This is a genomic window from Staphylococcus parequorum (assembly GCF_039237145.1).
Taxonomy (GTDB): domain Bacteria; phylum Bacillota; class Bacilli; order Staphylococcales; family Staphylococcaceae; genus Staphylococcus; species Staphylococcus equorum_A.
Window position 1 is genome coordinate 1,361,160 of sequence record NZ_CP150682.1, and the last position, 12,837, is coordinate 1,373,996.

The 12,837-nt window shown below is 31.7% G+C and carries 13 protein-coding genes; 12 read left to right on the forward strand and 1 reads right to left on the reverse strand.

Going from position 1 to position 12,837, the window contains the following annotated elements; translation table 11 throughout:
- The first annotated feature begins 9 nt into the window (after positions 1-9).
- From AAA453_RS06460 to AAA453_RS06500, 9 genes are all read left to right on the forward strand, one after another.
- Entirely contained in the window at positions 10-1,248 is a 1,239-nt protein-coding gene (locus AAA453_RS06460; protein ID WP_427706963.1) for an aminopeptidase, read from the forward strand.
- 101 nt (positions 1,249-1,349) lie between these two features.
- A complete protein-coding gene (locus tag AAA453_RS06465; RefSeq protein ID WP_046466233.1) occupies positions 1,350-1,871 on the forward strand; it encodes an acyl-CoA thioesterase in 522 nt (173 codons plus the stop codon).
- A gap of 310 nt (positions 1,872-2,181) precedes the next feature.
- Positions 2,182-2,352 (forward strand): SE1561 family protein, encoded by a 171-nt coding sequence (locus tag AAA453_RS06470; protein ID WP_002507213.1) that lies wholly within the window; start codon positions 2,182-2,184, stop codon positions 2,350-2,352.
- A 100-nt stretch (positions 2,353-2,452) separates the two neighbouring features.
- On the forward strand, positions 2,453-2,971 hold the full coding sequence (locus AAA453_RS06475) for a type 1 glutamine amidotransferase domain-containing protein (RefSeq protein WP_285324040.1): 519 nt from the start codon (positions 2,453-2,455) through the stop codon (positions 2,969-2,971).
- 363 nt (positions 2,972-3,334) lie between these two features.
- Positions 3,335-4,147: a monofunctional peptidoglycan glycosyltransferase SgtB gene (gene sgtB, locus AAA453_RS06480; protein WP_427706965.1), complete on the forward strand. Its 813-nt coding sequence runs from the start codon at positions 3,335-3,337 to the stop codon at positions 4,145-4,147.
- A 323-nt stretch (positions 4,148-4,470) separates the two neighbouring features.
- On the forward strand, positions 4,471-5,289 hold the full coding sequence (recX, locus tag AAA453_RS06485) for a recombination regulator RecX (protein ID WP_046466230.1): 819 nt from the start codon (positions 4,471-4,473) through the stop codon (positions 5,287-5,289).
- Positions 5,267-5,581 carry a YfhH family protein gene (locus AAA453_RS06490; RefSeq protein WP_427706967.1) on the forward strand — a complete coding sequence of 105 codons (315 nt, stop codon included), beginning with the start codon at positions 5,267-5,269 and terminating at the stop codon, positions 5,579-5,581. The genes recX and AAA453_RS06490 overlap by 23 nt, the downstream gene beginning before the upstream one ends.
- 15 nt (positions 5,582-5,596) lie before the next feature.
- The gene (locus AAA453_RS06495; protein ID WP_427706969.1) at positions 5,597-7,129 is read left to right on the forward strand and encodes an ATP-binding cassette domain-containing protein; all 1,533 of its coding nucleotides are present in this window, start codon (positions 5,597-5,599) and stop codon (positions 7,127-7,129) included.
- A 9-nt stretch (positions 7,130-7,138) separates the two neighbouring features.
- Positions 7,139-7,987: a sugar ABC transporter permease gene (locus AAA453_RS06500; protein WP_427706971.1), complete on the forward strand. Its 849-nt coding sequence runs from the start codon at positions 7,139-7,141 to the stop codon at positions 7,985-7,987.
- A gap of 116 nt (positions 7,988-8,103) precedes the next feature.
- Here the strand turns inward: AAA453_RS06500 and AAA453_RS06505 are convergent, their stop codons facing one another.
- The gene (locus AAA453_RS06505; protein WP_427706973.1) at positions 8,104-9,081 is read right to left on the reverse strand and encodes a metal-dependent hydrolase; all 978 of its coding nucleotides are present in this window, start codon (positions 9,079-9,081) and stop codon (positions 8,104-8,106) included.
- A gap of 127 nt (positions 9,082-9,208) precedes the next feature.
- Between AAA453_RS06505 and mutY the strand changes: the two genes are divergently transcribed.
- From mutY to AAA453_RS06520, 3 genes are all read left to right on the forward strand, one after another.
- A complete protein-coding gene (gene mutY, locus AAA453_RS06510; RefSeq protein WP_427706975.1) occupies positions 9,209-10,255 on the forward strand; it encodes an A/G-specific adenine glycosylase in 1,047 nt (348 codons plus the stop codon).
- A gap of 67 nt (positions 10,256-10,322) precedes the next feature.
- The gene (ntdP, locus tag AAA453_RS06515; RefSeq protein ID WP_046466225.1) at positions 10,323-10,865 is read left to right on the forward strand and encodes a nucleoside tri-diphosphate phosphatase; all 543 of its coding nucleotides are present in this window, start codon (positions 10,323-10,325) and stop codon (positions 10,863-10,865) included.
- Positions 10,866-11,072: 207 nt separating this feature from the next.
- Positions 11,073-12,809, forward strand: a complete 1,737-nt coding sequence (locus tag AAA453_RS06520; protein ID WP_427706977.1) for an ABC transporter ATP-binding protein — start codon at positions 11,073-11,075, stop codon at positions 12,807-12,809.
- The last annotated feature ends 28 nt before the right edge of the window (positions 12,810-12,837 follow it).

Below are 12,837 nucleotides of genomic sequence, written 5' to 3' on the forward strand. Positions count from 1 at the left end.
TGTATAAAGATGACTCAATTACAAGAAAAATTAAAACAATACGCCGAACTTTTAGTTGGTGTAGGAATGAATGTTCAAGAAGGTCAGCCAGTATTTATTCGCTCAAGTGTTGATGCTATTGAATTAACACATTACATAGTAGAAGCCGCATATAAACGAGGCGCTTCTGATGTTAAAGTTGACTATAGCGACGATCGACTTTCTCGCTTAAAATTCGAATATGAAACCGTGGAACATTTTGAAAGTAATGAAGTGAAAGATTATGAAGTTGCTAAGCGTATGGATTATGTAAATAGAGGTGCTGCAAATTTAGCACTTATAACACAAGATCCTGATTTATTAAATGGCATTGACCGTGATAAATTAGCTGCTTTCCAAAGACAGTATGCTACTGCATATAAAGGATATATGGAAGCAAGTCAGAAAAACCAATTTCCTTGGTGTGTGGCAGCCTATCCTTCAAAAGCTTGGGCAAGCCGTGTCTATCCAGAACTATCTGAAGAAGATGCCTACAACACATTCATTGATGAAGTATTAGATATCGTTCGCGTAGATGGTAATGATCCAGTCGCTAATTGGAAGGCTCATGTTGCTAATCTAAGTAAACATGCAGATAAGTTACAAAGTAAAAATTATAAAGCACTTCACTATATTTCTGAAGGTACAGATTTAGAAATTGGTTTGCCAGAAGGTCATATATGGGAAGATGCAACAAGTTATGCAAGTGGAGGCCAAGCCTTTGTAGCTAATATTCCAACTGAAGAAGTGTTCACTGCACCTCATAGGTTGAAAGTAAATGGCTATGTAACGAATAAATTACCATTAAGCCATAACGGTAATATTATAGATGGTTTTACATTAACTTTTAAAGATGGAGAAGTCATTGATTATAAAGCTGAAAAAGGTGAAGAGGTCTTACGTGATTTATTAAATACAGACGAAGGTGCTAAGCGATTAGGTGAAGTAGCATTAGTACCTGATGATTCACCTATTTCTAATCGCAATACTATCTTTTATAATACATTGTTCGATGAAAATGCATCTTGTCACATTGCATTGGGCTCAGCTTACGGTTTTAATGTAGAGGGTGGTACAGAAATGACTACAGATGAAAAGTTAGCTCAAGGGTTAAATGATTCACTTATTCATGTTGACTTTATGATTGGTAGTAAAGATTTAACAATTTATGGCATTACACAAGAGGATGAAAAAGAACCCGTCTTCGAAAATGGTAACTGGTCAAAATAGAGAGATATTATGGAGAAATCTGTGAAAGTGTTCTGAAGTAGTATTCTATTTTTCAGAGCACTCACTTTTTGTCTTATAAAAGAAAAGGAAATGATTAAATTATGGACAGACCTAAACGTAAATCGATGTCTGAAGCACGAAGTATTAAAGAGAGACAAGTTTTTCCACAAGAAACGAATCATCTGCAGACAATGTTTGGCGGTATGTTGATGGCGAACATTGATGAAATTTCTGCTATAACAGCAACGAAACATAGTAATTCACAAGTAGTAACAGCTTCAACTGATTCGGTAGACTTTTTAAAACCAATTAAAACAGGAGCTGTCGTTTCTTATGAAGCTATGGTCTCATATGCTGGAAAATCTTCAATGGAAGTCTGCGTTCAAATTATTATAGAAGATGTACTTAAAAATGAAAGACATTTAGCAGCGCTAAGTTTTTTAACATTTGTAGCACTCGGTGAAGATGGTAAGCCAATAGAAGTACCTCAAGTTTACCCAGAATCACAGACAGAAAAATGGTTCTATGATACAGCACCTGCTCGAGTTAAAAGAAGAAAAGAGCGTAGAGAAGAAAGTAAAAGTACGATTGAGTTCTTATCAAACGTGCAACAATTAGGATAAAAAATGGAAGGTACATATCGGATTAATTACAATCGATATGTACCTTTCGTTTTTTATATAGATGATTTTTAAAATGTCAGTGATTTGTTTTGACTTCTAACTAGTTAATAAAGCATTAGCGAAATACCACAAGACAAGGTTGTGACCGCGGAAAAGGTGTACAAAAAATCTGCTGACAAAGTTATAAACTTTATTAACACTCTGAGACACGACACTTAACATTTTATTATAATATTATTCTGATACTACCAAAAGTTGTTAATTCCATGTTAGGATAATAATATCTTATAAAAAGGGAGTCTCATTGAAAATGAATGAAAATCAAACAATTGATCAAATAAAAGAAAGATTAGAAAAGTTTATTGACGATATAGACCAAGTTAATCCAAACGAAGTAAAAGTGGAAGATATTGATGAGTGGATTGGTTTATTAGATCAATTAGAAGAAAAAGTCAAAACTGTATCAAACACATCTGAATAAACACAGATTGTCCATAAATTAGATTGAGCTATTGTATGTTTAACTTTTCTTGATTTCGTCTATATATAATGTAGAACGCAAATAGGAAAGGTGATTATACATGGCTAAAAAAGTAGCAATCATAGTAACAAATGAATTTGAAGATGTTGAATTAACAAGCCCACAAGAAGCAATAGAAGAAGCAGGGCATGAAACAGTAATTATTGGCGATACAGCGAATAGTGAAGTTGTTGGTAAACATGGTGCAAAAGCTACAGTAGAAGTTAGTATTGCAGATGCTAAGCCAGAGGATTACGATGGATTATTAATTCCAGGCGGATTTTCTCCAGATCATCTACGTGGTGACTCAGAAGGCAGATATGGTACATTTGCTAAGTATTTCACAAAAAATGATGTTCCAACATTTGCAATTTGCCACGGACCTCAAATTTTAATAGATACTGATGATTTAAATGGACGTACTTTAACTGCAGTGTTAAATGTCCGCAAAGATTTATCTAACGCAGGCGCACAAGTTGTAGACGAATCGGTAGTTGTAGATAAAAATATAGTTACGAGTCGTACACCTGATGACTTAGATGATTTTAATAGAGAAATTGCAAATCAGTTAAATGACTAATTGAAAATCATTAATGAACGCACGCTTTGGACATAAGTGTCCTTAATATATGACTGGAAAAACGTATGGTAATGATTATATCTTATAAGTTGAATTAAAGGTTCAACCTGTGAGATATAGTCTGATGCTATGGGTTTTTCCAGTTTTTTGTATTTTATAATGATAATTTTCGCGTTAGTATATATCTTATGGTCGTATAATGTTTAATAACTTAAACATATATGAAATATGCTTACAATGAAACTCTATGCGTAGCGTGACATACACCCTTGGACTGATATTTTCAATTTGGTGTAGATAAACATTTAAACTATTGATAAACTCACTTATAATGATATGAGAGCAACATAAAGGAGCTAGCGCATGAAAAGAAGCGATCGTTATAAGCAAACTAAAAAACAAACTAGTCAAAAAAACTCAAATATACCGCAGCATAATACCTATTTCCAACCGGTAAACAAACCACCAAAAAAGAAAAAAGGAAAAGGTTTGTTGATAAAGATATTAATACCTATCATCATTTTAATCGCTGCGTTTGTAGCTACAATGTACACATTTTCTTTAAGAGCAGATGTGGATGACTTGAGAAGTATTGAAGATAAAGAATCCTTCGTCTCTGTTTCAAATATGCCCGACTATACTAAGGGTGCATTTATAGCAATGGAGGACGAAAGATATTATAAACATAATGGATTTGATTTCAAAGGTACATCGCGTGCACTATTTTCAACAATAAGTGATAATAGCGTGCAGGGTGGGAGTACGATTACGCAACAAGTAGTGAAAAACTATTATTATGATAATGAACAATCACTAACAAGAAAAATTAAAGAATTATTTGTAGCACATCGCGCAGAAAAAACTTATGACAAAAATGAAATTTTAAGTTTTTATGTGAACAATATTTATTTTGGAAGTGACCAATATACTGTCGAGTCAGCAGCAAATCACTTTTTTGGCGTAACAACAGATAAAAACAATCCTAATTTACCTCAAATATCTGTATTACAAAGTGCAATTTTAGCAAGTAAGATTAATGCACCAAGCGTATACGATGTGAATAACATGTCGGATAATTATATCAATCGTGTAAAAATAGATTTAGAGAAAATGAAACAACAGGATTTTATTTCTAATGAACAGTATGAAAATGCAATCCAAGAACTCGGTGTGTAATAAGCTAAGAGAATAGAACATAAATAAAACATTGCACACGAGCTGTAAGGTGTTTAAAAACACATGTTTCAAGCTTTTAAAGAACTACTTCTTCATTTAAGAAGATGAGTAGTTCTTATGCAAGAGTTTCAGCTCTTGTATTCCTTTGCTAGGGAGCCTTGTGGGAGCGGAATACGAAATCAAATTTTGATTTCTATCTCGCTCCTTTTTTGATGTTATAATTTAAATATACATACATGGATTAATAGCAATTTTAAATATGCTATACACTATAATTCCATTCATAATCAATATAAGTTATTCTTATAAGTGGAGTGAATAATATGCCTAAAATAACAAAGATAGAAGTGCAAAAAAAGAATAAAGAACGTTTTAATCTATATTTAGATGATGAATTTGAAATGGGTATCGATATTGATACCTTTGTCTATTTTAATTTAAAAAAAGATCAAATTGTTGAAGCTAAAGATATGGAAGAAATTCAAAGCTATGAACAATACAGGCAAGCAGTTAACGCAGCTATTCAATATATTTCATATAGAAAAAGAACTGACCATGAAGTAATTAAACATCTTACAAAAAAAGAAATTTCTGAGTCAGTCATTGCTAAAGTCATAGATTACTGTCATGAGCAAAAGCTTATAGATCATAATGATTATGCGAATAGTTTAAAAAACACCATGATTTTAACGACAGATAAAGGTCCTGGAATATATAAACAAAAATTACGAGAAGCTGGCATTGAACAATTAATTATTGATGAATATAGCCAGATTTATGAACAGGAGCAATCTATGGAGGATATATTAAAAGTTGCAAATAAAATTTTGAAACAGAAAAAGGGGCCATTAGTAAAAAGAAAAGAGAAATTGACACAATCATTAATGCAAAAAGGCTACTCTTTTGAGAAAATTAAAGAAGTAATGGACGAAATGGATTTTTCTCAACCTGAAGAAGAATTAGATGAGTTATTACAAAACGAATTAGAAAAAGCATATAATAAATATTCAAGAAAATTTTCAGGTAGAAAATTAATTAACAAAACAATAGAAGCACTTATGAGAAAAGGTTATAAATATGATAAAATTAAAGCTAAATTAGAAGAGAGTGGAATAGTAGATGGAACAGAAGAAATTGAGTGAAATGAGTGAAATTGAATTACGTCATGAGATACAAGGTTATAAAGAGAAAATGCGTAAAGCAGAAATGAATGGCATTTTTAATGAATATGACGTATATGCAAGTAAAGTAATTATTGCAGAAAGCTATCTTATAGATAGAAATAAAGTAGAATTGGGTAAAATATATAAATTAAATGATGGCACAGAAAGCTATTTCAAAGTTGAACGGTTAAAAGGCGTTTTTGCGTGGGGCTTTAGAATTAAAAGTTCAGAACCTGAAGAGGGTTTACCGCTCGCATTATTAAAATTGTAGAAGGATGAAGATAGGATGGGTAGTTCAATTATATTAAAGTTACTAAATGTAACTCATTATTATAGAAATAAAAAATCATCTAAATGGTATTTACCATTTGGTTATGATGAAGAAGATATAGAATTGAATAATTTTAACCTCCATATCTATCAAGGTGAAGCTTTAGGAATAATAGGTGAAGCGGGTTCTTCTAAATCATTAATAGGGCGTTTATTAAGTGGTGAAATAAAACCCGACAAAGGAAAAGTCGTTAAGAAAAGAGACTTGTTTTTTGCTGATATTGAAGATAAATTATTGCAGCATACTTCTGTAAATGATTTTGTGGCTAATGCAATCATGTTGTTTCAATATAAGACTTCGGATCATAAAGTAGAGCAAATTATAAAATATGCGCACCTTGAAGATAAAGCGGATGTTAAAGTTAGCCGATTAACTGATTCACAATATGCACAATTATTATTCGCATTAGCAAGAACTTCAAAAGCAAGCATTATAATTTTTAATCATATTTTACAATACTTAGATGAATCTTTTATCGAAAAAGCAATTGGACTTACAGAAGAATACATAAACCAAAATTTAACAATTGTGATAATCGATGATGATGTTCAACGTATAGCTCAGACGAGTAATTACATTGCCTGGGTCTCTCACGGCCAACTTAGAATGGAAGGCTCTTTAAATCAAGTCTTACCAGTATTTAAAGACCATGAGAAAGATAGATTGTCGTTGGAAGATGAGCAAGAGAAGGCGAATTTTGATGTTGATTGGAAAAAAAGTAGAACAAGAACGCCGGAATTAACTTATAATTTCAAACGTATAGAAAGATATAATCATGTGAAACCACCTGTTGCATTCGTTAGATTTTGGACATGGCTTTCAGTATTTGTAGTGGGCTTATTATTTATGACAATTTTAATGTTTAATAATGTCGGGAAGTTACAGATTGGACAAAATATTGATCAAGCCTCAATACAAAACCAACATAAAGATCCTTATGAAGAAATGTTAGGATACGGTATCGTATTAGATGAATCTATTACTGTGGAAGATATGGACAATGGAAATAAACAAAAAATAAATCAGTATGGCTTTGTAACTATTACCGCTAAAAATAATAAGCATTATAGAATTGACGTAGACAATAGGCATTATAAGGTTGCTAAAAATAAATTGCGTTTCTTTGAACCTGCAGGTTTATATGAAGCACATAGTTCTAAATCATTAGCACCATACATGCATAATAACTATATTAATTTTTATGAATTTTTCAACAGTCATTTGCATAAAAAACATAGTACAGTAACAGAGGGACTTGTACCAGAAAATAATAAGGACAATCGTTTTGTAGTACCTATAGTACAACAACCTATCTCTATGATTTTTAATGACGAAAATAAACTCAAGGGCTTTACATTCCCTATTAAGAAGAAGGAAGAATTAAAAGATAAGTTTAATATTGAAAATAATTTCTGGATTACTAAATCTGGAGAGGGCTATTTCATGGCAGATTTAAAAAATAATAAATGGATATATATTGAATTGTAGGTGTAAAGAATGATTGATAGTATAATTAGTTTTTTTAAAAACATGCCATATCTTAGCAAACAAGCATATCATCGATTAAAATCACAATGGGTGTGGCTTGTTATACCCTTTTTATCAAGCTTGGCATTGCTATTCTTATTAATGCTAATATTTAAAATAAATGGCACCGAAGAACTAATTCAAGCTCGTGCCTATTTTAGATTAGCAGGATTAACAACTTTTGCTTATATTTGGATTGCTGTTTATCGAAGCTATAACACTTATAAAATTGATTACTTTACTAGTAAGTTATTTAACTTGAACCCAATATTTCAAAATGTTGTTATAGCAATCATTACGAGTATAACAATGTTTATAACTTTAGTTATTATGATATATGCTACACCTGTTAATATTGAAAGTTCTATAACTTCTACGTTTTATTATGTAGTAATGTCGATGCTATTCATGATACTCATATCGACAATATTAGGTCTTTCAGCTATTGTTCGTCGCAAAATTAACGGCATGTTTTACGTGATTTCATTAGTAATGTTTTTTATTGTTCCAATACTCTTTATACCAACAAGTAATACGTCACTGGTATCGCATATATTAATGTTAAATCCACTATATTACCTTATTGAAGGTATTTCACAATCTGTCGTGCTGGGTGCTTTAAGTTTAAATAATATACCATATCATTTGTATTATATATTGTTTTTAGCAATACTTTGTGTAGTTATTTTTGCTAAATATCGAATAATGGCACACAGAAAATATTTATACGCAGTGCCGGATGAAACAATCGTTGCTCATTCAGATACAGATAAAGATGAAAATACGAATGAAGCAGATGATTTAAGCGAAAATAAATAAAGATTATTCACTATTAATTAAACTAAACGTAATAAAAGAACTGGAAAGGTTCGTTGATTGATAACGAACCTTTCCAGTTCTTATTGTATTTAGAGGTATTAAATTTTAAAAACGCGTTATTTTGCAAATAATTTTTTCTGTAATTTATCTTCGCTAAAGACCCAGCCGATATATGAATGGTCGATATTCATTTCATCGTCTAAATGGGCAATAGCTACAAAAGAATAATGTCCATTTTTTAAATAACGTAAATCAATTAATCTGATTTCGGTTGTTTCATCATCTAACTTTCTAGCTTCCCAACGATAAATTGTTGAGAAGTTAAGGAATGTTTTAATATTTTTATCACCCTCGACATATTGCATTAAATCATCACTTGGAAATGGATGACGTTTTGATTTGTCACTAAATACAATGTTTCTACCAAAACTACGTCCCACATAATCATGTTCTTCAGTTTGTATTGCAACACGCCATTGCATGAAGCGAATTGTTGGAGCAACAAATACTTTTACTGGATTATGTTCTTGTTGAATTTGTTTTAGAGCTTGTTCTTTAATCACAGCTTGCATTCTAAAGCGAATGATATAATATATTACAAGAATAGCGATAATTGGGAAAAACACAAGATATGGATGAATCCCAACTAACCAAAGCAGTATTCCAATACACCACAAGACAAATATAATTGGATCAAACGTATTAATTACACTGAGTTGTATCCATTTGTTAGTAATAGGCCTTAGCGCTTGTGTACCATAAGAATTGAAAATATCTACAAACACATGTAGAAATACTGCAAGCTGAGCCCATAGCCAAACATGTGTTATATCAACGTTTTTGAAAAATGTAAAAATTAATAAAGTAATTAATAAAGGCCATAATATCGTAAAGGGTATTGAATGTGTGATACCTCTATGATTTGATATATAGGTAGCGTTATCTTTTAATTTAAAAACAGTGTCGCCATCAGGTATTAAAGAGCCAACTACTAATGTGGTAGCTGTGGCTACAAATGATCCTGCCATTGCCGGGTCTTGAGTAGCTAATGCTGTTAATCCGATACCCATGACAATGTGTGTGCCTGTATCCATAAGTATTCAACTCGTTTCATGTCAATAATATATATTCATTATAATCTAATATCATAAATAATAAAAATAACATACTAAAATTTATTTTGAAATTTTTAAGAATTACTAATAGAAAGAGATGTGTAAAATGTTTAATGAGTCAAAATTCAAGAATAATCTCGTTACATGGTTTGACGAACATCAACGTGAAATGCCTTGGAGAGAAACCTCTAATCCATATTATATATGGTTGAGTGAAGTGATGTTACAACAAACTCAAGTTAAAACCGTTATAGATTATTATCATAGATTCATCCATCGCTTTCCAACTATTTCTGAGTTAAGTCAAGCACATGAAGATGAAGTGCTCAAATATTGGGAAGGCTTAGGCTATTATAGTAGGGCACGTAATTTTCACACTGCAATAAAAGAAGTACATGACAGTCACCACGGTGTCGTGCCAGACGAACCGGAAACATTTGGAAAACTAAAAGGCGTAGGTCCTTATACACAAGCAGCAGTTATGAGTATTGCTTTCGACAAACCCTTAGCAACTGTGGACGGGAACGTCTTTAGAGTATGGTCTCGACTAAACAATGATGAGAGAGATACGAAATTGCAATCAACACGTAAAGCATTTGAGAATGAATTACAACCATACGTTGAGCAAGATGCAGGTACATTTAACCAAGCAATGATGGAACTAGGTGCATTGATTTGTACACCGAAATCCCCGTTGTGTTTATTCTGTCCGGTTCAAGATCATTGTGAAGCATTTGAAAAAGGTACAGTTCAATCATTACCTGTAAAAACAACAAAAATTAAAAAGAAACATATAAAACAACATGTTTATCTACTTAAAAATGAAGATGATGCTTATTTAATTGAAAAACGTACACAAAAGTTATTAAATAATATGTGGGAATTTCCAATGTATGAAGCAGAGGAAGATAAGCATATTAACTCAGTATTGGGGACACAAGCGACATTTGATCAAGCGCCTGCATTTAAATTAAAACATCAATTTACACATATCACGTGGGATATTGAGGTATTTATGACTCAAGAAAATGTGCATAAAGATGACATCACCTTACCAGAGAATATGGTGTGGATGCAGTTAACAGAAAAAGAAGACTTTAATTTTCCTGTAAGTATGACAAAAATATATAATTTCATAACTAAACATTGTTAGATTCGGTGTTGTATCTTGAGTTATGTTATAATTCTATATGTGAAATTAAGAAAAGGTGGTGTGGAGCATGGTAAAAGAATCCATACCTAAAGAAGGTCAGACAATTAAGATTCAAAGTTATAAACATGATGGTAATATTCATCGTGTTTGGTCTGAAACTACTATATTAAAAGGTACGGAAGATGTTGTTATTGGTGGGAATGATCATACGCTCGTCACAGAAAGTGATAGTCGTACATGGATTACGAGAGAGCCTGCAATTGTATATTTTCATTCTGAATATTGGTTTAACGTGATATGTATGTTTAGAGAAGATGGCGTTTATTATTATTGTAATTTATCTTCACCATTTGTTTGTGATGAAGAAGCTTTAAAATATATCGATTATGATTTAGATATTAAAGTATATCCAAACGGTAAATATCATTTACTAGACGAAGATGAATACGAGCAGCATATGAGACAAATGAATTATTCACCTGATATCGACGTTATTTTAAGAAGAAATGTAGATATTTTACAGCAATGGATTGAACAGAAGAAAGGTCCATTTGCTCCAGACTTCATTAAAGTTTGGCGAGAACGATACAAAAAAGTTAGAAATTATTAAGCAGATTTAATGTTTTTAATTTAATTATCATTTATAGTGATATGAATGTGAACAATACAAACAAGAAAAAATAAGTTTGCTATAAAATATTCGTATTCGCAAATGAAATTGTCAAACAACTTTAGATAATGCATAAATTAGCAGCCTAGTTGGACCATCAACATAGGCTGTTTCATTTGCAAATATAGTGTGGGGAGGAATCGTTTTATGATTCGCAGATATTTACAATTTGTTCGACCATATAAATGGCGAATCATTGCCACTATACTTGTAGGTATTCTAAAATTTGGTATTCCTATGCTGATTCCATTATTAATTAAATATGTCATTGATGATATTATCAATAATGGTGCTATAACAGTAGAAGAAAAAATCACAAAATTATTAGTTGCAATGGGTATAGCAGCGTTTATCTTTGTGATAGTAAGACCACCAATTGAGTTTTTAAGACAATATCTAGCACAGTGGACAAGTAACAAAATTTTATATGACATACGTAAAAAGCTTTATCATCATTTGCAAGCTTTGAGTTCAAGATTTTATGCGAATAACCAAGCAGGGCAGGTTATTTCAAGGGTTATTAATGATGTTGAGCAAACTAAAGACTTTATATTAACTGGTTTAATGAATATATGGCTCGACTGTATAACTATTATTATTGCATTGACTATTATGTTTTTCTTAGATGTTAAGTTAACTTTAGCTGCAATTATTATATTCCCTGTATATATTTTAACTGTGTATTTCTTCTTTGGTCGTTTGAGAAGTTTAACAAGAAAGAGATCACAAGCATTGGCAGAAGTACAAGGGTTCTTACATGAACGTGTACAAGGGATGTCAGTTATAAAAAGTTTTGCAATTGAAGATAATGAAGCAGGGAACTTTGATAAACATAACCAAAATTTCTTACAAAGAGCGTTTAATCATACACGTTGGAATGCTTATTCATTCTCAGCAATTAATACGGTTACAGATATTGGACCTTTAATCGTTATTGGTACAGGTGCATTCTTAGCAATCAATGGATCGATAACAGTAGGTACTTTAGCTGCTTTCGTGGGCTATCTTGAACAACTATTTGGTCCTCTACGTAGATTAGTTTCCTCATTTACGACATTGACACAAAGTTTTGCGTCAATGGACCGTGTATTCCAACTTTTAGATGAGGATTACGACATCAAAAACAAAAAAGGTGCATTGCCAATAGAAATAAAACAAGGACACATCGAATTAAATAATGTTAATTTTAAATATGATCAAAATGAAGCAAATATCCTTAAAGATATTAATTTAGAAATTAATCAAGGTGAGACTGTGGCATTTGTTGGTATGAGTGGTGGAGGAAAATCTACTTTAATCAATTTAATACCTAGGTTCTATGATGTTACCGAAGGCGAAATAAAAATTGATGGTACAAATATCAAGTCATATTTAACAGGTAGCTTGAGAAGACAAATTGGCTTAGTTCAACAAGATAATATATTATTCTCGGATACGATTAAAGAAAATATATTATTAGGTAAACCAGATGCTTCAGATGAAGAAGTTATTAACGCTGCTAAAATGGCCAATGCGCATGATTTTATAATGGAACTATCTAAAGGTTACGATACAGAAGTGGGCGAAAGAGGGGTTAAACTCTCTGGTGGACAAAAACAACGTGTTTCTATTGCCCGCATCTTCCTAAATAATCCACCAATTATTATATTAGATGAGGCGACGAGCGCGCTTGATTTAGAAAGTGAATCTATTATTCAAGATGCCTTGAGTGTATTAAGTGCAAATCGTACAACACTTATTGTTGCACATAGATTATCTACTATCACACATGCTGATAAAATTGTTGTTGTAGAAAATGGTGAAATTGTTGAAAGTGGTTCACATTCAGCATTATTAGCTAAAAAAGGTGCATATGAACACCTATATAGTATTCAAAATTTATAGTCAGTAAATATTTAAAAGCGCATTGGGC